At 35.9% G+C, this 22,971-nt stretch carries 25 protein-coding genes, 1 pseudogene and 1 riboswitch; of the genes and pseudogenes, 9 read left to right on the top strand and 17 right to left on the bottom strand.

The features are described 5' to 3' along the window. The first annotated feature begins 179 nt into the window (after window positions 1-179). Together BTOYO_RS06900 and BTOYO_RS06905 are read left to right on the top strand one after the other, a co-directional pair. The gene (locus tag BTOYO_RS06900; RefSeq protein WP_000755809.1) at window positions 180-959 is read left to right on the top strand and encodes a GDSL-type esterase/lipase family protein; all 780 of its coding nucleotides are present in this window, start codon (window positions 180-182) and stop codon (window positions 957-959) included. Between the two features lie 72 nt (window positions 960-1,031). Next, window positions 1,032-1,478 carry a MarR family winged helix-turn-helix transcriptional regulator gene (locus tag BTOYO_RS06905; RefSeq protein WP_000445820.1) on the top strand — a complete coding sequence of 149 codons (447 nt, stop codon included), beginning with the start codon at window positions 1,032-1,034 and terminating at the stop codon, window positions 1,476-1,478. A gap of 24 nt (window positions 1,479-1,502) precedes the next feature. Here the strand turns inward: BTOYO_RS06905 and BTOYO_RS06910 are convergent, their stop codons facing one another. The 7 genes from BTOYO_RS06910 to argC all read right to left on the bottom strand — a co-directional run bounded on the left by BTOYO_RS06910 (window position 1,503) and on the right by argC (window position 7,636). Continuing rightward, window positions 1,503-1,709 carry a hypothetical protein gene (locus tag BTOYO_RS06910; protein WP_000291941.1) on the bottom strand — a complete coding sequence of 69 codons (207 nt, stop codon included), beginning with the start codon at window positions 1,707-1,709 and terminating at the stop codon, window positions 1,503-1,505. A gap of 58 nt (window positions 1,710-1,767) precedes the next feature. Beyond that, complete coding sequence (locus BTOYO_RS06915; protein ID WP_002044856.1) at window positions 1,768-2,328, bottom strand: DUF2062 domain-containing protein; 561 nt, start codon at window positions 2,326-2,328, stop codon at window positions 1,768-1,770. Between the two features lie 137 nt (window positions 2,329-2,465). After that, the gene (gene argF, locus BTOYO_RS06920) at window positions 2,466-3,416 is read right to left on the bottom strand and encodes an ornithine carbamoyltransferase (RefSeq protein WP_000108847.1); all 951 of its coding nucleotides are present in this window, start codon (window positions 3,414-3,416) and stop codon (window positions 2,466-2,468) included. Between the two features lie 12 nt (window positions 3,417-3,428). Then, window positions 3,429-4,589 (bottom strand): acetylornithine transaminase, encoded by a 1,161-nt coding sequence (locus tag BTOYO_RS06925; RefSeq protein ID WP_000200526.1) that lies wholly within the window; start codon window positions 4,587-4,589, stop codon window positions 3,429-3,431. Beyond that, window positions 4,586-5,353, bottom strand: coding sequence for an acetylglutamate kinase (gene argB, locus BTOYO_RS06930; protein WP_001286769.1), 768 nt, complete (start codon window positions 5,351-5,353; stop codon window positions 4,586-4,588). The genes BTOYO_RS06925 and argB overlap by 4 nt, the downstream gene beginning before the upstream one ends. A gap of 11 nt (window positions 5,354-5,364) precedes the next feature. Next, window positions 5,365-6,588, bottom strand: coding sequence for a bifunctional glutamate N-acetyltransferase/amino-acid acetyltransferase ArgJ (gene argJ, locus BTOYO_RS06935; RefSeq protein WP_000598404.1), 1,224 nt, complete (start codon window positions 6,586-6,588; stop codon window positions 5,365-5,367). 10 nt (window positions 6,589-6,598) lie between these two features. Further along, window positions 6,599-7,636: an N-acetyl-gamma-glutamyl-phosphate reductase gene (gene argC, locus BTOYO_RS06940; RefSeq protein ID WP_000861262.1), complete on the bottom strand. Its 1,038-nt coding sequence runs from the start codon at window positions 7,634-7,636 to the stop codon at window positions 6,599-6,601. Between the two features lie 224 nt (window positions 7,637-7,860). Here argC and BTOYO_RS06945 point away from each other — a divergent pair, with 224 nt between their 5' ends. Then, window positions 7,861-8,046 (top strand): YqzH family protein, encoded by a 186-nt coding sequence (locus BTOYO_RS06945; RefSeq protein WP_001003214.1) that lies wholly within the window; start codon window positions 7,861-7,863, stop codon window positions 8,044-8,046. Between the two features lie 31 nt (window positions 8,047-8,077). Here the strand turns inward: BTOYO_RS06945 and BTOYO_RS06950 are convergent. Both BTOYO_RS06950 and BTOYO_RS06955 read right to left on the bottom strand, forming a co-directional pair. Next, window positions 8,078-8,871, bottom strand: a pseudogene (locus BTOYO_RS06950) (SDR family oxidoreductase). A 9-nt stretch (window positions 8,872-8,880) separates the two neighbouring features. Next, window positions 8,881-9,834 (bottom strand): MBL fold metallo-hydrolase, encoded by a 954-nt coding sequence (locus BTOYO_RS06955; protein WP_000125110.1) that lies wholly within the window; start codon window positions 9,832-9,834, stop codon window positions 8,881-8,883. A gap of 165 nt (window positions 9,835-9,999) precedes the next feature. Between BTOYO_RS06955 and proI the strand changes: the two genes are divergently transcribed. After that, on the top strand, window positions 10,000-10,839 hold the full coding sequence (gene proI, locus BTOYO_RS06960; protein WP_000027277.1) for a pyrroline-5-carboxylate reductase ProI: 840 nt from the start codon (window positions 10,000-10,002) through the stop codon (window positions 10,837-10,839). Between the two features lie 49 nt (window positions 10,840-10,888). On the opposite strand, the gene sdaAA is transcribed toward proI, so the two are convergent. The 4 genes from sdaAA to rnz all read right to left on the bottom strand — a co-directional run bounded on the left by sdaAA (window position 10,889) and on the right by rnz (window position 14,244). Continuing rightward, entirely contained in the window at window positions 10,889-11,767 is an 879-nt protein-coding gene (gene sdaAA, locus BTOYO_RS06965) for an L-serine ammonia-lyase, iron-sulfur-dependent, subunit alpha (protein ID WP_000489451.1), read from the bottom strand. A gap of 18 nt (window positions 11,768-11,785) precedes the next feature. Then, window positions 11,786-12,445: an L-serine ammonia-lyase, iron-sulfur-dependent subunit beta gene (gene sdaAB, locus BTOYO_RS06970; protein ID WP_000877455.1), complete on the bottom strand. Its 660-nt coding sequence runs from the start codon at window positions 12,443-12,445 to the stop codon at window positions 11,786-11,788. Window positions 12,446-12,493: 48 nt separating this feature from the next. Next, window positions 12,494-12,637, bottom strand: a complete 144-nt coding sequence (locus tag BTOYO_RS27665; RefSeq protein WP_000867046.1) for a hypothetical protein — start codon at window positions 12,635-12,637, stop codon at window positions 12,494-12,496. 683 nt (window positions 12,638-13,320) lie between these two features. Further along, window positions 13,321-14,244, bottom strand: coding sequence for a ribonuclease Z (gene rnz / locus BTOYO_RS06980; protein ID WP_000397436.1), 924 nt, complete (start codon window positions 14,242-14,244; stop codon window positions 13,321-13,323). A 189-nt stretch (window positions 14,245-14,433) separates the two neighbouring features. Between rnz and BTOYO_RS06985 the strand changes: the two genes are divergently transcribed. The 3 genes from BTOYO_RS06985 to BTOYO_RS06995 all read left to right on the top strand — a co-directional run bounded on the left by BTOYO_RS06985 (window position 14,434) and on the right by BTOYO_RS06995 (window position 18,912). After that, the gene (locus BTOYO_RS06985) at window positions 14,434-14,685 is read left to right on the top strand and encodes a DUF3932 family protein (RefSeq protein ID WP_000665711.1); all 252 of its coding nucleotides are present in this window, start codon (window positions 14,434-14,436) and stop codon (window positions 14,683-14,685) included. Between the two features lie 195 nt (window positions 14,686-14,880). Continuing rightward, a riboswitch (M-box (ykoK) riboswitch) is annotated at window positions 14,881-15,048 on the top strand. A 332-nt stretch (window positions 15,049-15,380) separates the two neighbouring features. Then, window positions 15,381-18,086 (top strand): magnesium-translocating P-type ATPase, encoded by a 2,706-nt coding sequence (gene mgtA / locus BTOYO_RS06990; RefSeq protein WP_000481705.1) that lies wholly within the window; start codon window positions 15,381-15,383, stop codon window positions 18,084-18,086. Window positions 18,087-18,210: 124 nt separating this feature from the next. After that, entirely contained in the window at window positions 18,211-18,912 is a 702-nt protein-coding gene (locus BTOYO_RS06995) for an MgtC/SapB family protein (protein WP_000262351.1), read from the top strand. A 41-nt stretch (window positions 18,913-18,953) separates the two neighbouring features. Here BTOYO_RS06995 and BTOYO_RS07000 read toward each other — a convergent pair whose 3' ends face one another. Further along, a complete protein-coding gene (locus BTOYO_RS07000) occupies window positions 18,954-20,192 on the bottom strand; it encodes a DNA polymerase IV (RefSeq protein ID WP_001208869.1) in 1,239 nt (412 codons plus the stop codon). Window positions 20,193-20,333: 141 nt separating this feature from the next. Between BTOYO_RS07000 and BTOYO_RS26020 the strand changes: the two genes are divergently transcribed. Continuing rightward, window positions 20,334-20,534 carry a hypothetical protein gene (locus BTOYO_RS26020; protein WP_002093303.1) on the top strand — a complete coding sequence of 67 codons (201 nt, stop codon included), beginning with the start codon at window positions 20,334-20,336 and terminating at the stop codon, window positions 20,532-20,534. A gap of 46 nt (window positions 20,535-20,580) precedes the next feature. Here the strand turns inward: BTOYO_RS26020 and BTOYO_RS07005 are convergent, their stop codons facing one another. Both BTOYO_RS07005 and BTOYO_RS07010 read right to left on the bottom strand, forming a co-directional pair. Next, window positions 20,581-21,699 carry a tripeptidase T gene (locus tag BTOYO_RS07005; RefSeq protein ID WP_000609821.1) on the bottom strand — a complete coding sequence of 373 codons (1,119 nt, stop codon included), beginning with the start codon at window positions 21,697-21,699 and terminating at the stop codon, window positions 20,581-20,583. Window positions 21,700-21,826: 127 nt separating this feature from the next. After that, on the bottom strand, window positions 21,827-22,372 hold the full coding sequence (locus BTOYO_RS07010) for a GNAT family N-acetyltransferase (protein WP_002044843.1): 546 nt from the start codon (window positions 22,370-22,372) through the stop codon (window positions 21,827-21,829). Window positions 22,373-22,559: 187 nt separating this feature from the next. Here BTOYO_RS07010 and prli42 point away from each other — a divergent pair, with 187 nt between their 5' ends. Further along, complete coding sequence (gene prli42 / locus BTOYO_RS27570) at window positions 22,560-22,652, top strand: stressosome-associated protein Prli42 (protein WP_048559537.1); 93 nt, start codon at window positions 22,560-22,562, stop codon at window positions 22,650-22,652. 72 nt (window positions 22,653-22,724) lie between these two features. Here the strand turns inward: prli42 and BTOYO_RS07015 are convergent, their stop codons facing one another. Continuing rightward, window positions 22,725-22,964, bottom strand: coding sequence for a DUF3894 domain-containing protein (locus BTOYO_RS07015; RefSeq protein ID WP_000281158.1), 240 nt, complete (start codon window positions 22,962-22,964; stop codon window positions 22,725-22,727). Window positions 22,965-22,971 lie beyond the last annotated feature (7 nt).

Genomic DNA, 22,971 nt, shown 5'->3' on the forward strand with positions numbered 1-22,971 from the left:
ATTTCACCTTATCTGACATTATCATATATAAAACTCTTTCGTATCGTCAATATTTTTTGACAAACTTCAACAAATTTTCTGTAAAGTTATTGTAAACTTTTCATAAACATATAATATGCCCTTACATTGCTAATATTGCTGAATATGATACAATTACCAATTACAAGGAGGATGAATTTATGAAAAAAGTCATCTTAATAGTTGTTTGTCTCCTCCTTCTAATCATTTCTTATTCTAATTTTGAAAAGAACGATGAGACAAAACAAAACGAACCTGAAGACAAAACAGAGAAAACCTCTGCTCCAAGTTGGATTGATAAGCAAACAAACGACTCCTTTTATCACCTCGTATTAGGTGATTCACTCGCTAAAGGATATGGATCGACACAAGGTGGATTTGCTGAATTAGCTTCCAGACAAATAGAAGCACAAATTCATAAACCAATTACAGTAGAAAATCTTGGGATAAACGGCCTTACTACAGATCGTCTCGCTAAAAAAGTTCAATCAGAAGATGTAAAGCAAAAAATTAGAGCTGCAAATATAATTACGATTAATATTGGAGGAAATAATTTATTTCGCTTAAATCGTGATGTCGGTGTTATAGATGGTATTAAAATGTTAAATAAAGAAAAAGCTCATTTTGAAGCGGATATAAAAACTATTGTAAAGACAGTTCGAGATCAAAATCCGAACGCTTTACTCATTCTCTCAGAACTCTATAACCCGTTACAACTCGATGACTCCATCGCAAGTTATGCAGACATGTTTTTAGACGGATGGAATGAATCCGTTTATTCCATTTCAAAAGCAAATCAACCGTCTATCGTTTTACCAATTCGTAAATTAATATCGAATGATAAAAAAGATTTACTATTTGACCAAGTGCACCCAAATGATAACGGCTATGCGATTATTGCTAATACATTTACAAAGCAAGTGTTATCCTACAAATATTAAAGCTGCTGTGAAACAATTCTATTTTTATACCATGTCTTTTTTGTTACAATGAAAGTGGAAGGGGGCCTTTATATGGAATCACGCGAGTGGGAACGTATTGTTGATCATCTTCTTTCGCTAGTGCCTCTTTTTTATCGCAAATTTATGCTTCCTGGAGAATTTTCTTCTCAAAGACATATGCCGCCATCACATACACAAGTATTACTACTTTTGCATGAAAATGGCACATTAGCAGTTTCCGAAATCGGCAAGCGGCTAGCGATTTCAAGGCCTAACATGACACCTCTATTAAACAAACTTATTCAAGAGGAACTAATAGAGCGTCATTATAGCGAAAAAGATCGACGGGTCATTTTAATTTCTCTAACAGCTGAAGGGAAATTATTAGTAAATCAGTATCAGCAATTCATTTTAGACAAACTAAAAGAAAATTTCCAAACATTATCTGAGGAAGAGCGCGAAAAGCTCATTCAATCTCTTCAAACCATTCAAAATTTAATTTTGAAAACAAACGCATAAAGCTGCTTCTAAATAGAAGCAGCTTTATGATTCATAATAATTACCGTAGTATACATTTGAATATGGCCATGTCGTTAAATATGGTTTTTGGTCTTGCGTAGGTTGTTGTGGTGGTATTTGTGGCAATTGCTGAAATTGTTGCTGTTGATACACTCCAACTTGCTGTCTCATATCATTTACCGGATAATAATTTGTATATGGGTATACTTGAGGTACATAGTAATAATACATCCATTCTCTCCCCCTTTTTCTTAAACATATTCAAAGGAGAAAATGAATGTGCCATTCTTTATATTTGTACAAGTGGTTCTCTCACTTTTTTCTTTCTGTTCTTCAAACGTAACTTACGATTCTTTTCATATAAATAATGCACTACGAAATATGAAACTACACCGAACACAACTCCTAAAATCGTCATTCCAATTAATACATATACTTCACTCTGTAATAAGCTCTTTAACATCGTAAAAATGTGACTTGAAAACAAGTCCGATATCGTAAATGGTTCATGATGTATTTGTTGTACATGAAATGGATAAATCATTTTCCCTAGCGCATACGCAAGCGGAAATAAAAACACTGGGAGAAACGATATTTTCCCAATAATATTGCCAATAACTGCAGCAGGAAATGATCCTTTTGCTAATCGAACGATTGGATAAAATATTACATATACGAGCGATGCTGTATAAATTACTAACATTTCTAAACCAAAACCAATAGCAAAACCTAACGACACTTTCTTTGCTCCTTCTGGCGATCGAAGCAACTTATAATATTGAAACTTTAATATTCTCCACATCCGCTGAAAAAACGAATATGTTTGCTTAGTTGTTTTCACTCTCATCATCTCTTTAACTATATTTTATATGTAGTATGTCCTTACACGCACTGAATAACAAATTTAGTTTTCTCTTTCTATTATAAATGATATAAAAATGATTAACCAAATATACATCCGACATTTTAATATAAAAAACCTTCCTTTTAGGAAGGTTCTTCTACATTATTAAATAAACTTACTAATAATGCTTTTTGAGCATGTAATCGATTACCAGCTTGCTCAAAAACGATAGACTGTGGTCCATCAATAATTTCTCCTGTTACTTCTTCTTCACGATGAGCAGGTAAACAGTGTAAGAAACGATATGTTTGCTTTGCATGCATAACAAGTTCTTTATTGATTTGATAAGGTTGAAATAAAGTATATTTCTCTTCTTCTCCATCTTGCCCCATACTCATCCAAACATCAGTATAAATAAAATCTGCTTCCTGTACCGCTAATTCAGGATTATGCAAAATTTCAATTTCAGCGCCTGTTTCTTTAGCAATCGCTAACGCTTTTTTAACAATTTCCTCATTCGGTTCATACCCTACGGGTGTTGCCACAGTCATATTCATTCCGACTTTTGCACTCGCTAACAGTAACGAATGACACACATTATTCCCATCACCTACATAAGCCAATTTAATTCCTTTAAATGTATTCACTTCTTCATATATCGTCATTAAATCTGCTAATGCTTGACAAGGATGATGATCATCCGTTAATCCATTAATAACAGGAATGCTCGATTCTTTTGCCAACTCTTCTACATCCGCGTGTGAGAATGTACGTATCATAATCCCATCAATATAATGAGACAGTACTTTCGCAGTATCAGAAACGGTCTCTCCTCTTCCGATTTGCATCTCCTTCCCACTTAAAAACATTCCATGTCCTCCGAGCTGTACCATTCCTGCTTCAAAAGATACACGAGTACGAGTTGAATGTTTATCAAAGATAAGCCCTAATATTTTACCTTGTAATAAAGGCTCTTGCTTATTCTTTTTTAAATATATAGCGAACTCAATTAAAGAAATAATTTCTTCTTTCGTTAATTCTTCTAGTGTTAAAAGATCTTTCGTATTTAATTTCGGTACTTGTACAGTTGACATGAAATTTCCCCCTTATATGATTGATACGTTTTTTGTACAAACTACTTTTTTTATCATATATACTGCCTGTTCTAACTCTTCATTCGTTACAATGAGTGGCGGTAATAGTCTTATGACATTCGGCCCTGCTTGTAATACGAGTAGCCCGTCTTTTTCAAGTTGTTCTATAAAATTTGAAACTTCATGCTTATATTCGATTCCAATCATAAGCCCCTTGCCACGAATATTTTGAATACATTCGACATGACATAACTCTTCTTGCAATCTCTTTAATACGTATTCGCCCTTTTCCTGTACGTCTTTTAAAAAGGATGGTTCCTTGCTTACCTGTAACACTTCTTTCGCAGCAGTCATCGCAATATAATTCCCTCCAAAAGTTGAACCGTGTGATCCCGCATTAAAAGAAGAGCCCAGTTCTTTCCTACCAATTACTGCTCCAACGGGAATACCATTTCCAAGAGCCTTAGCGATAGTAACGATATCAGGTTTTATTCCCATTTGTTCGTAAGCGAATAGTGTTCCGGTTCTTCCTATACCCGTTTGTACTTCGTCTATAATAAATAGAGAACCGTACTTATTACATAATATTTCGATTTCTTTCAAAAAAAACGAATCAGCTAGTATGACTCCGCCCTCTCCTTGAACAACTTCTATCATTACTGCCGCAACTTCTTCATTCATTACTTCCTCTAATGCTTGTATATCGTTAAAAGGGATATGTAAAAAAGACGGAAGTAGTGGACCAAACCCTTCTTTCACCTTATCTTGACCTGTTGCACTCATCGTTCCAAATGTTCTACCGTGAAAAGACTGCTCACATGTTACGACTAGAGATTTTCCAGTATGCTTACGAGCTAGCTTTAAAGCTGCTTCATTCGCCTCTGCCCCGCTATTACAAAAAAACACATAATCTAATGCTGTATTTTCTGTTACTAACAATGCAACCTCTTCTTGTAAGGAGTTTGTAAATAAATTCGATATATGCCATATGTCTCCAAGTTGCTTTTCAACCGCCTTTACAACAGTAGGATGACAATGTCCTAAATTACATACTCCAATACCGGAAGTGAAATCTACATATTGCTTACCATGTTTATCAATAACTTTCGTTCCATTCCCCTTTACAAACTCAACGTTTCTTCTTCCATACGTTTGAAAAAGATGACTCGTCATACAATACTCACGCCTTTCGTTACCGTCGTTCCGATACACTCGCCTGTGACCTCAGTAAAATCCTTTGTACCATTCACAATACTTACCTTTTGTACTCCCATTTTTAATGATGTAAGTGCCGCCTGTACTTTCGGAATCATCCCGCCTGTAATAACACCTTTTTCTATAAAAGTTGCAATTTCAGACTCATCTGTTTTCTTTACCAATTTCCCTTCATGTAATATCCCATCTACATCTGTAATGAAAATAAGTTCTTTTGCGGATAGCGCATCCGCAATCCCAGCTGCAGCAGTATCCGCATTTATGTTATACACCTCATTACCATTTATTCCGATTGGGGCAATAACAGGAATATAATTCATATCTATTAATTTTTTTAATAAGGTTGTTTCTACATAACTTACCTCTCCTACATATCCTATTTCTTCGCTGACAGGTTGAACTTGAAGTAAATTACCGTCACACCCTGAAAGCCCTACGGCCAGTAAATTATGCTTTTGTAAATTCATTACAAACTTTTTATTTGTACTACCACATAGCACCATTTGAACAACATCCATCACTTCTTTTGGTGTTACTCGTAATCCATCTCTTTTTTCCACTTTGATATGACACTCTTTTAATTTGGCATCAATTTCTGGGCCACCACCATGGACAATCACTACCTTATACTTCTGTTGCAATTTCTTTATACAATCAAAAAACACATCATTTAATTGATCCAACATGCTACCGCCGCATTTAATTACGATATAATCACTCATCTTCTCTCTCCTTATGTACGATAACAAGCGTTTATTTTTACATAATCATAACTTAAGTCGCATCCCCAAGCTGATCCGGTCTCTTTTCCTACATGTAAATACACATCAATAATAATTTCATGTTCTTTTAATTTCTTTTTCATTTCCTCTTCAGAAAATATTTGAGGTTCACTATTTTTTAGCACAACGATAGATTGAAGAGTAATATCAATTGTATTTGGATTAATCGTTACTTCACTTTGTCCAATACTGCTAATAATTCGCCCCCAATTTGGGTCTTCACCGTGTATTGCGGTTTTCACAAGACTTGAACCAACTATTTGCTTTGCAATTTTCTTTGCCTCTTCACTCGCTTTAGCCCCTAGCACATTTACTTCTATTAACTTCGTAGCACCTTCACCATCTTGTGCAATTTTTTTTGCTAAATCTTCACATACCTTCTGTAAAGTAAATACGAAAGTTTCCCAGTCTGTGTGTTCCATATTGATTGGTTTCGTTTCCGACAATCCACTTGCCATAACGATGACCATATCATTTGTAGAAGTATCTCCATCTACCGTAATTTGGTTAAATGTATGATTCGTAATTTGTGATAATGCTGTTTGCAATACTTCATGCTCTATATTGGCATCTGTTGTAATAAAACTAAGCATCGTTGCCATATTCGGATGAATCATTCCTGAACCTTTAGCAACACCAGCGATAGTCACTTCTTTTCCATCAATAATCATCTCATAACAAGTTTCTTTCGTTATAAGATCCGTCGTTAAAATTGCTTCACAAAAAGAATGAGCTTCACTTACCTCTTTTGTCGGTATAAGAGATGTAACTCCCTTGCGGATGCTATCCATCGGTAAAGGTACTCCAATTACACCAGTTGAACCGACCGCAACGTAATTTTCTTTTACACCAAAGTGTTCTGCCCCTAATGTTCGTATCTCGTAAGCATCTTGTAGCCCTTTCATTCCTGTACAAGCATTTGCATTTCCGCTATTAACGATAATTGCTTGTAATTTCCCTTCAGTTGCTATACTATCTTTCGTTACTTGCAGGGGTGCTGCTTGTATTTGATTTGTTGTATAAACAGCGGCGCACGATGCTGGTACGTCACAAACGATTGCACCTAAATCCTTTTTCTCCTTTTTCAAACCATTGCTAGTACCGATTGCCGAAAAGCCTTTCGGCGTTACAATTGAACCACTTTCTAATTTTGTAATAGACGCTACTTTAATCATCATGTCCCCCTTATGGATAAAGCGGCATATGCTGTAAACCTGTTGTCTCTTCCAATCCCGCTAATACATTTGCGTTTTGAATCGCTTGCCCAGCCGCACCTTTCATCATATTGTCTATAACAGAAACGACCGTAACTCTTTCTGTTCTTTCATCGTAAGCTACCCCAATATCACAATAATTTGAGCCCCTTACTTCTTTCGGACTTGGAAATTCTCCATGAGAGCGAACTCGAACGAAAGCTGAGTATTCATACGTTTCTTCATACAATTTTTGAAGCTGCTCTATTTTCATTTCCTTTTTCACTTTCGCATAAAGTGTAATCATAATCCCCCGTGATATCGGTATTAAATGTGTACTAAACGTGATTGGCTTCATTTCACTATTCCACTCTGCAAGCATTTGCTCAATCTCAGGAATATGCTGATGCTGATTAACTTTATAAATGTGTAAGTTATCATATAACTCAGGAAAGTGAGCCATTGTTGTTGGCGTTTTGCCCGCTCCAGATACTCCTGATTTCGCATCAATAATAATGGAATCTTCTTCAATTATGCCGCTACGCATTAACGGCGCTATCGCTAATAATACAGCTGTAGCAAAACATCCTGGGTTTGCAATTAAATCTGCATTTTGAACCTCAGACCTTTTCCATTCACTTAGCCCATATACTGCTTTCCTAAGAATTTCTTCTTGTGCAGCTGGCCTTTTATACCACAGTTCATATGATGAGGGATCTATCATACGAAAGTCTCCAGATAGGTCAATTACTTTTAAACCTACCTGTAATAATTTTGGAGTTAATTCTGCCGATACACCTGCTGGGGTTGCTAAAAATACAATTTCTGCTTCCTTCTCTATTTCCTCCACATCAATTTCTTGTAACGTATGGACAAGGATATTTCGAAAATGTGGATATACATTCGCTATACACTCACCAACTTGCGAAAAAGAATGGAGAGATGATATCGAAAAATACGGATGCTGCTCTAATAACCGAATTAATTCAATACCTCCATATCCAGTTGCTCCAATAATTGCGACTTTCATAAGTTCCTCCTCATATTGATTCTTTAGATTAAGTATGATTATAATATTGTATATTTATAGAGTCAATTAAATATTTATAAATTTTTAAAAATAAAAAAACTTAATTTTACTAGAAAAACAATATACTCAACCGAATTTTTATACAATAATAGTGCATGGTAGTTTTTTCATTTCACTTCAAGTACAATAAAACAATACATACGTACATACAGGCGGAGAAAAATATGAACGAAAAGTTAATTGAGAAAATGATTATAAAAAGTTTTCAGCAATATCAATGCAATCCTGTATCAAAAGAGGATCAGGAAATGTTAGTAAAACATATTCAAATGATTATTCATTCGAATAATCAAATTGACGTATACGAGGCAATTGAGGATACCGTTTACGATTATGTGACTGGAAAATAAAAAAAATAGGAGATTTCCATATGGAAATCTCCTATTTTTTACTTAATGATTTTCCTGCTACACGTTCAAATAAACCAGGGAATAACGCATAGAGCTTAGGCCCCATTCCCATCCACTTCGGCAAATTCACTTCACGTTTTTTCGTTTGCATCGCCTTTACGATTTGTTCTGCTACATATGTTGGTTTTAACATGTAACGTCCCATATTTTTTACATATGTACCAGATTGATCAGCTATTTCAAAAAAGTTCGTATCTATCGGTCCTGGGTTAATTGCTGTTACATAAATATCTGTATTCGATAATTCCATGCGCAAACTATTCGTAAACCCTAATACGGCATGTTTCGTTGCTGCATACGCACTCGATTTCGGAGTTGCAATTTTCCCAGCAAGTGAAGCTATATTAATTATATGTCCTTCATTTCTTTTTACCATATAAGGTAATACCGCTTTCGTACAAGCTACTAGTCCAAATACATTTACTTGGAACATATCCTTTACTTCATCCATTGATGCCTCTTCAAACGTTTTAAAAATACCAAAACCCGCATTGTTTACCAATATATCAATACGTCCCACTTCTTGTAATACCTTTGAAAAAACAGACTGTACTTTCGTCTCTTCACTTACGTCTAATACATAATAATAGCAAGGCGTATTATAAGTTTTTTTATTTTGTCTGCTAACGCTTGTAGTTTCTCCTCTGTTCGAGCCATTAATACTGGAATCGCTCCCTGCTCTGCAACTTGCATTGCAACTTGCTCTCCAATTCCACTAGAAGCGCCTGTAATGACGATTACTTTTTCTTGTAAGCGTCCTGTCATTGCTGTCACCTACTTTGCATAATAAATCAATTGTTGCGAAGATTCATCAATCATCACTTGTTGATTATATGCTAAAAAGTCTAATTGTCCAACAGTTTCGGAGATAGTAAGCGGCAATTGTTCTTTATATAATACTGGAAATAGCTTCACACATACTTCAAATGCTGTCATCGGTTTTTCCTTTAATAACTCAAGTACTTTAAATGCACGTGTTTCTTGCTTTTGTAACCTCGTTTCAATAAGTTGTTTCACATTTAGAACATCTTCCCCATGCCCTGATAAAATACGTGAAATATTCATTTCACTTAAACGTTTTAACGTTTGATTGTATTGTAGCAATGGACGTGCTCTTTCCGTTTGCCCTTCATATGGTGGTTCTAATATTGGATTTGAAGAAATATGACTAATGAGAGCATCCCCACCAATTAATATCCCATCGGATTCTCTATATAAAGAAATATGAGTAGAAGCATGGCCTGGGGTTTCAATTACTGTAAACCCAGGTAAAGAATCAATACGATCCCCCTCTCTCACAGTATGTGTTAACGATCTATTACAAGAATATTTAAGTGTCCTTGTCGTCAATAATGCCTCGTCATTCAAAAATGCTGCTGGAACACCGAACTGCAAGGCTGTCTCTCTAAAAAACTCATGATACCGCTTTAAAAACTCTGGATTTTGCGTGATCCACGGCTCATTCCAAGGGTGTCCAATAATATTCGTTTTCTCAGAAAATATATTTAAAAGTCCACAATGATCCGCATGATGATGCGTAATCACTACCGTTTCAATATCTTCTATCGTATAACCTAATGCACCTAATTGACTTTCTAACGCATTTTTTGCCTCTTCTGTATTCGTCCCTGTATCAATTAATGTTAATGTCTCCCCCTCAACTAAAAACACATTCACAGTCTCAACTGCAAATGGCACAGGAATCTCCATTCGGTGAATCGCCGTCATGCTTAGCCCCCCTGACTCTTTCCGGTTCAAAAATGAATACTTCTTCAGTTTACAACTTCTACATAAATTTGTCATTATTTTCAGATAAAAAGAGGTGTTTTCTATAAAAAACCGAATGTATGTACATTTATAAGTATTTCTAACCAAGTTTAAAGGAGGAACATCATGTCTATTCAAAACATATCCTTTCTCGGTGCAGGCTCTATTGCCGAAGCGATTATTGGTGGATTGTTACACGCAAATGTAGTTAAAGGAGAACAAATTACCGTAAGTAATCGTTCTAACGAGACAAGGTTACAAGAGCTACATACAAAATATGGTGTCAAAGGTACGCATAACAAAAAAGAACTACTTGCTAATACAAATATTCTTTTTCTAGCAATGAAACCAAAGGATGTTGCAGAAGCGCTTACCCCTCTTAAAGAATATATAAATAAGGATTTGCTTATTATTTCGCTATTAGCAGGTGTTTCTACTCACTCGATTAGAAACCTACTTCAAAAAAACGTTCCGATCATTCGTGCAATGCCAAATACATCTGCCGCTATTTTAAAATCAGCTACCGCTATTTCGCCTTCAAAACATACAACAGCGGAACATATTCAAACTGCAAAATCTTTATTTGAAACGGTCGGTCTCGTCTCTGTTGTAGAGGAAGAAGATATGCATGCTGTCACTGCATTGTCTGGAAGTGGACCAGCTTATATTTATTACGTAGTAGAGGCGATGGAAGACGCCGCAAAAAAAATTGGTTTAAAAGAAGATGTTGCAAAATCGCTTATTCTTCAGACGATGATTGGTGCTGCTGAAATGCTAAAAGCAAGCGAAAAACACCCTTCTGTTTTGCGAAAGGAAATTACATCTCCTGGCGGAACTACCGAAGCAGGCATTGAAGTATTACAGGAAAATAAATTTCAACAAGCACTCGTTTCTTGTATTACACAGGCAACGAAACGATCACATGATCTTGGAAAAACATTAGAACAACTCACAAAAGAAAAATAAAAATGGAGCTCAATCTTACTTGAGCTCCATTTTTTATCATCATATACTTTTAGTTATTACTCTTTCCAAAAATCTCTTCTTGTAGACGACGACCTGTCGGTGTTGCTGCAAGCCCGCCTTCAGCTGTTTCACGAAGTGCTACTGGCATCGTTTGTCCGATTCTAAACATTGCCTCAATCACTTCATCACATGGAATTGTACTCGTTACACCAGCTAATGATAAATCCGCTGAAATCATCGCATTTGAAGCACCCGCTGCATTACGCTTTACACAAGGTACTTCTACAAGTCCTGCAACAGGATCGCACACTAAACCAAGCATATTCTTTAATGAAATTGCCATCGCTGTAGCTGCTTGATCTGGTGTTCCACCAGCCATCTCAACTGCTGCTGCCGCTGCCATTCCACTTGCTGAACCAACTTCTGCTTGGCATCCTCCTGCCGCACCAGAAATACAAGCATTATTCGCAACTACCATACCGAAAGCTCCTGCTGTAAATAAAAATTCAATCATTTCTTCACGTGTAGGTTGTAATTTTTCTTTCAGTGCAAACAGTACACCTGGCACTGTTCCAGCAGAACCTGCTGTTGGTGTTGCACAAATAATCCCCATCGCCGCGTTTACTTCATTTGTTGCAACAGCTTTACTCACTGCGTCCAAAATCGTATCTCCAGATAAGCCTTTTCCGCTCTTCATATACGCTTGAACTTTTACAGCATCACCGCCAGTTAAACCAGTTGGTGATTTCACGCCGCGAATACCACGTTCTACTGCTTGTTCCATCACGACTAAGTTCTTTTCCATACCAGCAATTACTTCTTCACGTGAAATATGTCTTGTTTCCATTTCACATTGAATCATAATTTCTGCGATTTTTACATTTTGTTCTTTAGCTTGCGCCACTAGTTCCGCTGCGTTCCGAAACATGGTGTGTCCCCCCTGCAATTAATCCATAATAGTTACTTGACAAATATTTTGTTGCCCTTTTATTTCTTCAATCACTTCATCTGCTAACAATTCATCTGTTTCAATGACCATAAGCGCTCTTCTTCCTTTTTCTTTACGAGAAACGCTCATTGTACTAATGTTAATCTCGTGTTTCGCAAGAATGGAAGCTACAGCTGCGATAGCACCAAAGCGATCGTTATTTACAATAAGTAGTGCTGGACTCGTGCCTGTTAATTGAAGATCGAATCCGTTTAATTCTACAACTTCAATTTTACCGCCACCAATTGAGCAAGCAACAACTTCAATTTCCTCTTCACCTTTATACAGACGAATTTTCGCTGTATTTGGATGCGGAGCATTTGCATCTTCTTCAATGAATTCCACTTCAATCCCGCGTTCTTTTGCAATATCTAACGCACTTGGAATACGTAAATCATCTGTTTCAAATCCAAGTATTCCACCGATTAGCGCTACATCCGTACCGTGACCACGGTATGTTTTTGCAAATGAACCATATAATGAAATGCTAACTCTCTCTGGCTCATGACGAAACAGCTGACGAGCAACTTGCCCCATTCTTGCCGCGCCTGCTGTATGTGAACTTGATGGACCAATCATAACCGGACCAATAATATCAAACACTGAGCGGTACTTCATCATAACTCCCCCTAAACCTCTATGAAAAAAATTTATTCTACTATTTTATTAAGCTGCCACATTTGTTGCTGTTCCAGTTCTACCACGAATTTGTTCCGCTGTACGAATTGGATAGTTTTTGAATAAAATGAACCAATATCCTGAAATAATACCAGATACCATAATACATAAGAAATATAGCATTACTTTCATTTAAAACGATATAAGATAACCAGCAATAAATCCTGGTAGCAATCCAAAGTTTAACACAGAAGCCATTGCAAGCATAGCATAAACAGGTGATATAACCATTGTTAATACAACTAAATTTGCACCCGCTACTCAACCTAGACTACCTGCTGATGTTCTGAACTCTTTTAAAGAGTGGTATACCAATTAAATCCCCACCAACTTATTATTAAAAAAGCTTCTACTAAACCACTTGCAACAGCTACACTAGCTAATCATACCGTTTAGCTAAAAAGTAAAAAAGACTTAGTACAAATAATGATATCTTTCCTATTATAATCTCCATATTACTCTCTCATGTTTTAGTCAACTTCACTTGTTACGACAATGACTAATATGCATGTGACTTATAATAAATTGTAATCTGCCCTCATTATAGCTTGTTTTTTATAAAACGCTTACTTTTGTTGAATTTTAAAAGTTCTGAATAAAAGTCCCTTTCTGCTATTTGTATTACTTGTATGTCATCTGACTTATATAACAGTTTTTCTAAATAATCATTATTACGTATTTTTATCCTATATATTCAAACCATTCTAAGTTTCTGTATCATCCAAGTTTAAGTATAAAATAATAACAGTTTTATTTTTAAAATTTTTTAGACATAAAAAAATGGTAACCTAATGTTACCATTTTTCCAAAAATCATTATTTTTCTACTGGAAATGATTTTAAATCTGTCGCTATTTCTGTATTAGGAAATAACTCTCGTGCCTCTTTCAATAATTCCTTATATGTATCTCCTTGATAACGAGAACTAATGTGAGTTAATATTAATCGTTTCGCATTTGCATGAAGTGCAATGCTCGCAGCTTGCTTAGATGTGGAATGAAAATAATCATGCGCTTGTTGTTCATCGTCTGCCGCAAAAGTTGCTTCATGAACAAGTACATCAGCATTTTGTGCTAGCTCTCTACTCGCTTCGCAATATCGTGTATCACCTAAAATGGTAATAATTCTTCCCTTTTGAGGCGGACCGATAAAATCTTTTCCATTTAGTATCGTACCATTCTCTAATTCAACTACTTCTCCATCTTTTAAACGCTTAAAGATTGGCCCTGGTTTCACTCCCATTTCGAGCAATTTATCGACTAAAAGAACACCTTGTATATCTTTCTCTACAATACGATATCCAAAACATTCAATGCCATGTGACAATTTTTTCGTTTCTACATAAAACTCATTATCTTCAAACACAGTACCTTCTTCTGTTATCTCAACGATTTCAAGTGGATATTTCACATGTGTCGTACTTACTGATAATGCCACTTCAATAAATTGTTTAATTCCTTTTGGTCCGTACACTGTTAATTTTGTTGTTCCACCTTGAAACGAACGGCTACCCAATAAACCCGGCAATCCAAAAATATGATCGCCATGTAAATGCGTAATAAATATTTTTTCAATGCGGCGTGGACGTACAGACGTATGTAGTATTTGATGTTGCGTCGCCTCGCCACAGTCAAATAACCAAGTCTGTCCTCGTTCTTCTAACAACTGCAAAGCAATTGCTGAAACATTCCTTCCTTTTGAAGGAACACCTGCACCAGTTCCTAAAAATACAAATTCCACTTTCTTTCCTCCAGCTCTTTATATAATCTATCTTTCATCTTACGGAATGTTATTTCAAATGGCAAATTGAATTTACATAACCAATCATCTAGACAACTATATAACACGAACGTTATACTCAAAAAATTTAGCTATCGTTCGTGTTTTGTGGTAAAATGATTGTACTACATTTTAAGGGAGCGTTTTATTATGAAAGAAGTATTTCGTTTACAAACTGATTTTTCATCTTCATTTGATCGCTGGGTAAGTTCTTTCGTGTCTGATCACCCAGCACAATTAGAATGGACGACTTTAAAAGAATTAATCCATGAATATACAACATCACATACAAATGAGACATTACCAACATATATTTCTTCAGCTTTAACATATTACGCACAACGCGTTTCAACAACAAATAACTCAGAAATTGTTATTTTTGAAAATCCTACAATCTCATAATCTATTATAAAAAGCACTGTAATGAGTGCTTTTTATTTATATTCATTATTTTTTATTTTTCCAACTTATTCTCAAAAAATACAACTTATTTCATACTATATACCCTTCATAAATCTATTTGATTTTTCAAAAAAACAGATTAAAAAGATATTGACACTACGATTTTACAGTGCTAACATTCAACATGTAATTGAATATGGTCTCTGTTAGGTGAGGCTCCTGTATAGAGAAACGCTGCTGCCCAAAAATGTCGAGAGACGCCAATGGGTCAACAGGAAAGGTCGGAATGAAGGCCTTTTTTAACGTAGCTGGTTTCAGTACCTATGCTATACAGTGCTAAAACTCAACGAGGGAGAGGTGCATGTATTTTGTCATACACAAAAACTGTTTTTAGCTATGTTTACTAACAGGCTTTCGTGTGGACGTTTTTCAACTGTGAATTCAGACCTTTACTCGTTGTGAGTAAAGGTCTTTTTTATGTCTTTATGCACCTGACTATGAAACAAACATAGCATATTCAGAAACTATTAAATTGGACGGAGGTGAGGAACAGTGGCAAGTGATGATTCGGCCCAGATACCCATATGTTTTACGTTAATATTTCATCATGTAGGTAGGAAAGAAGCTGTTCCTCCTAATTTTAAATAGTCGAGTAACAGTTTGTTTCCTCCTTCATGACAAAGGAGGAACTACCGATGTTTAATTTTCAAAGACAAGAAACAAAGCATGCTTACGATCAAGATAGCATGCAAACAAATAACAAAGTATTAGTGGAAGTTGCAACACAAGATATAAACTCTGCATTAAAACTTCTAGAAACTACAGAAAATGGACTCTCTAAACAAGAAGCGTCCCGTAGACTTTCTTTATATGGTCCGAACGAAATTGCTCATAATAAAACATTGCCGTGGTACATTCAATTTCTGCTGGCATTTAAAAATCCATTTATTTTTGTTTTATTAGCTCTTGGAGCGCTCTCTTTTTTCACAGATGACATGCAAGGAACAATTGTCGTATCTGTAATGGTACTTCTAAGTTCAACGATTCGCTTTTTACAAGAATTCCGCTCTCAAAAAGCCGCGGATAAATTAAAGGCGATGGTTCGAACAACCGCGAGCGTCTTTAGAATAGATGGATTTGTACACGAAACAAAAAACGTAACGAATTTAAATCGAAATTATACAATAGAAATTCCAATTGAAGAACTTGTACCTGGCGATATTATTTCACTTTCAGCCGGTGACATCGTTCCAGCTGATGTGCGTATTTTATCGGCTAAAGATTTATTTGTTAATCAGTCTTCATTAACCGGGGAAGCACTTCCTGTAGAAAAATACGAAAACTGCTACCATACAGAAAACAAGCATATCTTACCAAAAAATATGAAAAAAAATTTCAATCCACTCGATATGGAAAACCTTTGCTTTATGGGTACGAATATTGTAAGTGGTAGCGCAAAAGCTGTTGTCGTTTCAACAAGTACCGATACGTATTTCGGCTCTTTAGCGAATAAAGTAATCGGGAAGCGCGCAGAAACAAGCTTTGATAAAGGTGTAAACAAAGTAAGCTGGCTCTTAATTACATTCATGCTTATTATGGCGCCCATTGTCCTTCTCATTAATGGATTCACAAAAGGTGATTGGCAAGAAGCTTTCTTCTTCGCTATCGCTATTGCAGTTGGTCTTACACCTGAAATGTTACCAATGATTGTAACTGCTAATTTAGCTAAAGGTGCTGTGAACATGTCTAAGCAAAAAGTTATTGTAAAACAGCTAAATTCTATTCAAAACTTAGGCGCGATGAACATTCTTTGTACAGATAAAACTGGGACATTGACAGAGGATAAAGTTGTTCTTGTTAGACATTTAGATCCTACTGGTAATCCATGCAATCGTGTATTACAGTTTGCATATTTAAATAGCTTCTATCAAACTGGATTGAAAAATTTAATAGATAAAGCTGTTATTGAGCATACAGAAGAAAAACAAATGTTCGACCCTTCAACGTTTCAAAAACTAGATGAAATTCCATTTGATTTTGCCCGCCGTCGCATGTCCGTCATCGTCAAAGACATCTCAGGTGAACATACAATGGTTTGTAAAGGTGCCGTGGAAGAAATTTTATCCATTTGTAACTACACTGAATCAAACGGAAAGATTGTTCAACTTACCGAGGAAATGCGCTCAAATGTCAAACAACTAAGTGAGACATTGAATGGCGAAGGTATGCGTGTAATTGCTGTAGCTTATAAAAAAAATAGAAAAATAAATGATAAAGAGTACGCGGTAAAAGATGAAACTAATATGATTCTCGCTGGATATATTGGCTTTTTAGATCCACCGAAACCATCTGCATCTGTTGCTATTCAAGCATTACAGAAACATGGTGTACAAGTAAAAATTTTAACTGGTGATAATGAAATTGTTACAAAAAAAGTTTGTAAAGAAGTTGGATTGGATATTGGTGAGCCTATCCTTGGCTACGAGATCGATTCTTTACCAGATAAAGCATTAGCAAAACTAGCCGAAGAAACAACAGTGTTCGCAAAAATAAATCCAATGCAAAAATCTCGCATTATTCGTGCCTTACAAGGGAACGGTCATACAGTAGGTTATATGGGGGATGGTATTAACGATGCCGTAGCATTACGTGATGCTGACGTTGGAATATCTGTTGATACTGCAACTGATATCGCAAAAGAGTCTTCCGATATTATTCTACTTGAAAAAAGTTTAACTATATTAGAAGCGGGCATTTTAGAAGGACGCACTACGTTCGGAAATATTTTAAAATATATTAAAATGACGGCTAGCTCTAACTTTGGAAATGTATTTAGTGTGTTAGTGGCCAGTGCTTTCATTCCCTTTTTACCGATGCTTGCCATTCACCTTTTAATTCAAAACTTGCTTTACGATATTTCACAGCTGTCTATTCCATGGGACAAAATGGATAAAGAATTTTTAGAAAAACCGAGAAAATGGGATACTGCAAACTTACGGAACTTCATTATTTGTATCGGCCCAATTAGTTCCATATTTGATATTATCACATACGTAGTCATGTGGAATGTCTTCGGTGCAAATACACCTAGCGAACAATCATTATTCCAATCTGGTTGGTTTGTCGTTGGACTGCTCACACAAACTTTAATCGTTCACATGATAAGAACACAGAAGATTCCATTCATTCAAAGTACTGCATCAGCACCGGTACTGTTATTAACCGCTTGTATTATGGCAATCGGAATTTATATTCCATTCTCACCACTTGGTGCGGCTGTTGGTTTACAAGCATTACCACTTAGCTATTTCCCTTGGCTAGTAGGAATACTATTAGGCTATGCTTTCTTAACACAATTCCTGAAAAAAGTTTATATTAAAAAGTTTCATAGCTGGTTATAAAGTGAAACTTTAATCAGTGGGGGTCTTACTGCCCGCAAATAGCGGGATAAAAACGAGAATGAGTGGTACTCCCCACTCATTCTTAAAAACATCACACGTACTTATATGTATGGAGGTGACCATGATGGTATGGTATGACATTGTATTAAGATTATTTATCGCAATTATTATAGGTGCTTGCATCGGAATGGAAAGGCAATGGAGACACCGGATGGCCGGTTTACGGACAAATGCTCTCGTATCACTTGGTGCCTGTATATTTGTTTTATTATCCGTCATGCTTGATCATGATGCTAGCCCCTCACGTATTGCTGCTCAAGTTGTTAGTGGGATTGGCTTTTTAGGAGGCGGTGTGATTATCCGTGACGGTTTTAGTATTAGAGGATTAAAAAATACTGCGGCTACTTTATGGTGTGCTGCTGTCGGTACTCTTACAGGCGCTGGTTTTCTCCTTGCAGCTATATTAGGTGCAACCGGCGTTTTACTAGCAAATATACTACTTCGCCCGATCGCTCTCTTTATGAATAAAAAATCAAAAGAAGAATCACCTGAACAAACAAACTACTTCCTTTCTCTTACTTGTTCCGAAGAAAATGAAGCACATATTCGTTTTTTACTCATGCACATGGTAAGTACAGAAGGTCTCGGTTTAAAAGAGTTATATAGTGAAGATGTAGATTCTAAGCAAAAAGTCTGTATACAGGCTACATTACATTGCAAGACAAATGCGGCTATCTTAATTGAAAAAATAGTAAGTAGAATGTTATTAGAATCTGGCGTTACTGCTGCTGGGTGGAGGACTTCTTTAGATTTAGAAGCAAGTTAAATATGAAAGGTGTCATGCTATTTACTACTTCATGACACCTTCTACATAAACTTATTTTCTAACTTTTGTTGAAACGACTTCTCTTGCTTACGTAGTAGTTGACTACCTCGTTGTAAAAGCGGTGTTCCATACTTATCATTAATTTGATCAATGACAGCAAGTAGCGGTTCTTTTTTCGCATCCTCTTCAAATGAAAACAAATCTAATTGTTTCACCGATTCTGTCTTCCACTCTATTTCAGTAGCTGTAACACCTAATAAACGAACGGAATCACCGTCCCAATGTTGCTTCCATAAACGGGATGCTGCTTGAAAAATATCGCGTTCTTCCCAAATTGCATTTTTCAATTGCTTACTCCGTGTTACCGTTCGCCTATCATGGTATTTAATCATAATTTGAATATTATAGCTGACAAGAGTTCGCTTTTGTAATCTTTTACTCACTGATTTTGATAAACGTTCTAACATATCAAGTAACTCTTTCTCTTCATCCATATCCTTTGAAAAGGTCGTCGAATTACCGACACTTTTATGCTGTCCCATTTGACTCGGATCAACTTCTCTATCATCCATACCTTTTGCACGCCTTTGTAAATCAACACCGTGCTTTCCAATTTTAGCGCGAATGATATGCTCGTCTCCCTTTGCCAATTGTTCAATTGTCTGTATATGAATATCATTTAATTTTTCAGCTGTTTTCTCACCAATTCCATGCATGGCTCCAACTGGAAGTGGCCAAATCAATTCTGGAATATCACGTTTTCGAAGTACAGTAATACCAAGTGGCTTTTTCATATCTGAAGCGGTCTTTGCTAGAAAAAGATTTGGAGCAATTCCAATACTACACGGAAGCTGTAACTCTGTTAACAACGCTTGTTGAATCATCTTTGCTATTTCAAGAGGCGAACCGAGTGCATAGCAATCTGTAATATCTAAATATCCTTCATCTATAGAGACTGGTTGTATCTTTTCTGTAAAACGGGAAAGGATTTGAAACATTTGAAATGAAGCTTCACGATATAATGTAAAATTTGGATGCCTTACAACTAATTGTGGGCATAACCTTTTCGCTTCCCAAAGAGGCATCGTCGTACGTATTCCATATTCTCTCGCCTCATAACTACACGTTATAATAATTCCTTTTCTCTCTTTTTCATTTCCAGCAACCGCTAATGGCTTTCCTTGTAATGATGAATCATGAGCAATTTCAACAGATGCGAAAAAACAATTCATATCCACATGTAAAATAACACGGCCATTTTTCGGATACATTTCTCGCATAGTACTCCCCCCTCAAAAGAACATTTGTTCCTTCATTATACCAAATTCATGTACAATATAATAATTACTTATTCTTTTTATCCTTATTTTTGCTATACTTAATACGAAATATGGATATTATTGTAAAATGAGTGACTTATTATGAAATCTAATAGTAAACTTAACTCTACCTTTCTCATTATTATATTAATCCTCTTAATTAATTACTTACTACTCCCCATTTTTAATATTAATACAGCTGGACTCCTCCCTCGTTTACTAAGTATCGTAACAACTTATATACTGCCATGGATTTTCTTATATTGGTTTATCCGCCTAGTGAAAGCAGTTGAATCAAAATAAAAAAGACGTGTAAACCATAATTGGTTCACACGTCTTTTTTATTTTATTACTTCGCTACTTCTTCAATAATTGCAACAACTAATTCTGCTGTTTTCACTAATTCTTCAACAGGAATCTTCTCGTTTGTTGTATGAATTTCTTCATAACCAACCGCTAAGTTAACTGTTGGAATACCGTGTCCTGCAATTACGTTTGCATCACTTCCGCCACCACTTTGGTGAAGAGAAGGTGTGCGACCAATTTTTTCAGCTGCACGTTTTGCAACTTCTACAACGTGGTCGCCATCAGCAAATTTAAATCCTGGGTACATAACGTTTATTTCAACGTCTGCTTGACCACCCATATCTTTTGCAGTTGTTTCAAATGCTTCTTTCATTTTCGCAACTTGTTCTTCCATTTTCTCGTTGATTAAAGAACGAGCCTCTGCAAAGATTTGTACATGATCACAAACGATATTTGTTTGTGTACCACCTTCAAAACGTCCAATATTTGCAGTCGTTTCAGAATCAATACGACCAAGTGGCATCTTCGCAATTGCTTTCGCTGCGATCGTAATTGCAGATACACCTTTTTCTGGTGCTACACCAGCATGAGCTGTTTTCCCGCGAATAATTGCGTTCACTTTCGCTTGTGTTGGAGCTGCAACAACGATTTCACCAACTTTTCCATCGCTATCTAATGCGTAACCATATTTCGCTGTAATGCGCTCACGGTCTAATGCTTTTGCACCAACAAGTCCAGATTCTTCTCCAACTGTAATAATAAATTCAATTTTACCATGAGGAATATTTTTCTCTTTTAACACACGAATTGCTTCAAACATTGACGCTAATCCTGCTTTATCATCCGCACCTAAAATTGTAGTACCATCTGATACGATATATCCATCTTTAATAGAAGGCTTAATTCCATTACCAGGAACTACTGTATCCATATGAGAAGTAAAGTAAATTGTATCCACGCCATCTTTTGTTGCTGGTAAAGTACAAATTAAGTTACCTGCACCATGACCAGTTACAGACATTGTGTCATCTTCAAATACTTCTACACCTAAATCTGTAAATTTCTTTGTTAATACTTTGCAGATTTCTGCTTCAAATTTCGTTTCAGAATCTACTTGTACTAATTCCATAAATTCATTTACTAAACGTTCTTGATTAATCATAAGACTGCGCCTCCTGCACTACCATTATGTATGTAACACTACTAATTATAACAGAATTCCGCAAAAGTTTCGAAATACAAGACAAAAAACAGACGGTTTATATGTCTAGATAACCATCTGCTTTCGATTACTCATTTAACAATACCCAGCGCATATGATCTTCCCACACTCCATTTACCATTAACATCTTCCTAGATACACCCTCATACTGGAAGCCTATTTTCGTCACTACTTGTATAGATGCTAAATTACGCGGCATAATTGGTGCTTCTATACGATGTAAATGAAATTCCTCAAAAGCAACTGCAATTGCTTTTCTAAGCGCTTCTGTCGTATAACCTTTATTTAACTCTTCCTTATCTAATTTATAACTGAGTACACAAGATTGATAAATACCACGAACGATTAAATTAAATGAAATACAGCCAATTATTTTCGTGTCATCACCTTTTTTAAAAATCCATAGCCTAATGATCTTACCTTCTGTAAACTCTTTTCTATCCTTTTGTAGCTTTTTCTTTTGATAATCTAACGTAAAAAAATCCTCCGGTCTATACTCTTCCCAAGCTTTTAAAAATTCACGATTTCTGTCGTAATATTGAAGAATTTTTTCAGCATACGACTCATCGATTTCCCTTAAATGTAAGCGGCCTGTCTCATATATTTTCATCATCGTATCTCCATTCCTCAGCTTGCAAAACAAAAACTCACAATCTATCTTTTAATATATTCTCTATGCATACTTAAATTTCCTGTTATATTTTGCAACCCCTTCCCGAAATTTGTCCTTTCTCTCCCCTTGTCCACAGTTTCATTTCTCGTTACAATGAAGGTGTACTGATTTGCAAGGAGGTTTAACGATGCATAAAAAATCTCAAAAAGTTATGGTTTATATCATGCTAATTTCTATGCTTGTAACAACATTACTTGCTGGCGCAAGTATGTTTTGGTAAAAAGGGCGATGTGTTCGTCCTTTTTTTACGTTTTACACATAATAAAATAAACCATCTCGACATCGAGATGGTTTATTTTATATAAAGCACAACCGCTACAATACTAAAGGAAAATGCCATTACTAACGCTATCACAAAACTCGTGTACTGTTTGTGTTGAAACGCCCCAATAACAAAAGTAAGATTAAGTAATGCCATCAATACAATCGCTACAACGTAAGAGCATATATTAAAAGTTGCCAATATGAATGTAATCACAAATAGAAAGCCAATAAAAAACTGCATATACGAAATTTTTGGATTCAAGTACATATGAGCA

It is taken from the genome of Bacillus toyonensis BCT-7112 (genome assembly GCF_000496285.1).
GTDB classification, from domain to species: domain Bacteria; phylum Bacillota; class Bacilli; order Bacillales; family Bacillaceae_G; genus Bacillus_A; species Bacillus_A toyonensis.

Excerpts from the sequence above, each read along its gene's own strand:
- BTOYO_RS06955 (WP_000125110.1), bottom strand. The coding sequence starts at position 9,834 with ATGACGGCGATTCACCGAATGGAGATTCCTGTGCCATTTGCAGTTGAG.
- prli42 (WP_048559537.1), top strand. The coding sequence starts at position 22,560 with ATGCATAAAAAATCTCAAAAAGTTATGGTTTATATCATGCTAATTTCT.
- BTOYO_RS06910 (WP_000291941.1), bottom strand. The coding sequence starts at position 1,709 with ATGTATTATTACTATGTACCTCAAGTATACCCATATACAAATTATTAT.
- BTOYO_RS07000 (WP_001208869.1), bottom strand. The coding sequence starts at position 20,192 with ATGCGAGAAATGTATCCGAAAAATGGCCGTGTTATTTTACATGTGGAT.
- proI (WP_000027277.1), top strand. The coding sequence starts at position 10,000 with ATGTCTATTCAAAACATATCCTTTCTCGGTGCAGGCTCTATTGCCGAA.
- BTOYO_RS07010 (WP_002044843.1), bottom strand. The coding sequence starts at position 22,372 with ATGATGAAAATATATGAGACAGGCCGCTTACATTTAAGGGAAATCGAT.
- mgtA (WP_000481705.1), top strand. The coding sequence starts at position 15,381 with ATGTTTAATTTTCAAAGACAAGAAACAAAGCATGCTTACGATCAAGAT.
- BTOYO_RS06915 (WP_002044856.1), bottom strand. The coding sequence starts at position 2,328 with ATGATGAGAGTGAAAACAACTAAGCAAACATATTCGTTTTTTCAGCGG.
- BTOYO_RS06900 (WP_000755809.1), top strand. The coding sequence starts at position 180 with ATGAAAAAAGTCATCTTAATAGTTGTTTGTCTCCTCCTTCTAATCATT.
- BTOYO_RS07015 (WP_000281158.1), bottom strand. The coding sequence starts at position 22,964 with ATGTACTTGAATCCAAAAATTTCGTATATGCAGTTTTTTATTGGCTTT.
- argC (WP_000861262.1), bottom strand. The coding sequence starts at position 7,636 with ATGAAAGTCGCAATTATTGGAGCAACTGGATATGGAGGTATTGAATTA.
- BTOYO_RS06945 (WP_001003214.1), top strand. The coding sequence starts at position 7,861 with ATGAACGAAAAGTTAATTGAGAAAATGATTATAAAAAGTTTTCAGCAA.
- argB (WP_001286769.1), bottom strand. The coding sequence starts at position 5,353 with ATGAGTGATTATATCGTAATTAAATGCGGCGGTAGCATGTTGGATCAA.
- BTOYO_RS06905 (WP_000445820.1), top strand. The coding sequence starts at position 1,032 with ATGGAATCACGCGAGTGGGAACGTATTGTTGATCATCTTCTTTCGCTA.
- BTOYO_RS06925 (WP_000200526.1), bottom strand. The coding sequence starts at position 4,589 with ATGACGAGTCATCTTTTTCAAACGTATGGAAGAAGAAACGTTGAGTTT.
- sdaAB (WP_000877455.1), bottom strand. The coding sequence starts at position 12,445 with ATGAAGTACCGCTCAGTGTTTGATATTATTGGTCCGGTTATGATTGGT.
- argJ (WP_000598404.1), bottom strand. The coding sequence starts at position 6,588 with ATGATTAAAGTAGCGTCTATTACAAAATTAGAAAGTGGTTCAATTGTA.
- BTOYO_RS07005 (WP_000609821.1), bottom strand. The coding sequence starts at position 21,699 with ATGATTAATCAAGAACGTTTAGTAAATGAATTTATGGAATTAGTACAA.
- sdaAA (WP_000489451.1), bottom strand. The coding sequence starts at position 11,767 with ATGTTTCGGAACGCAGCGGAACTAGTGGCGCAAGCTAAAGAACAAAAT.
- BTOYO_RS06985 (WP_000665711.1), top strand. The coding sequence starts at position 14,434 with ATGAAAGAAGTATTTCGTTTACAAACTGATTTTTCATCTTCATTTGAT.
- BTOYO_RS26020 (WP_002093303.1), top strand. The coding sequence starts at position 20,334 with ATGAAATCTAATAGTAAACTTAACTCTACCTTTCTCATTATTATATTA.
- BTOYO_RS06995 (WP_000262351.1), top strand. The coding sequence starts at position 18,211 with ATGGTATGGTATGACATTGTATTAAGATTATTTATCGCAATTATTATA.
- BTOYO_RS27665 (WP_000867046.1), bottom strand. The coding sequence starts at position 12,637 with ATGAAAGTAATGCTATATTTCTTATGTATTATGGTATCTGGTATTATT.
- argF (WP_000108847.1), bottom strand. The coding sequence starts at position 3,416 with ATGTCAACTGTACAAGTACCGAAATTAAATACGAAAGATCTTTTAACA.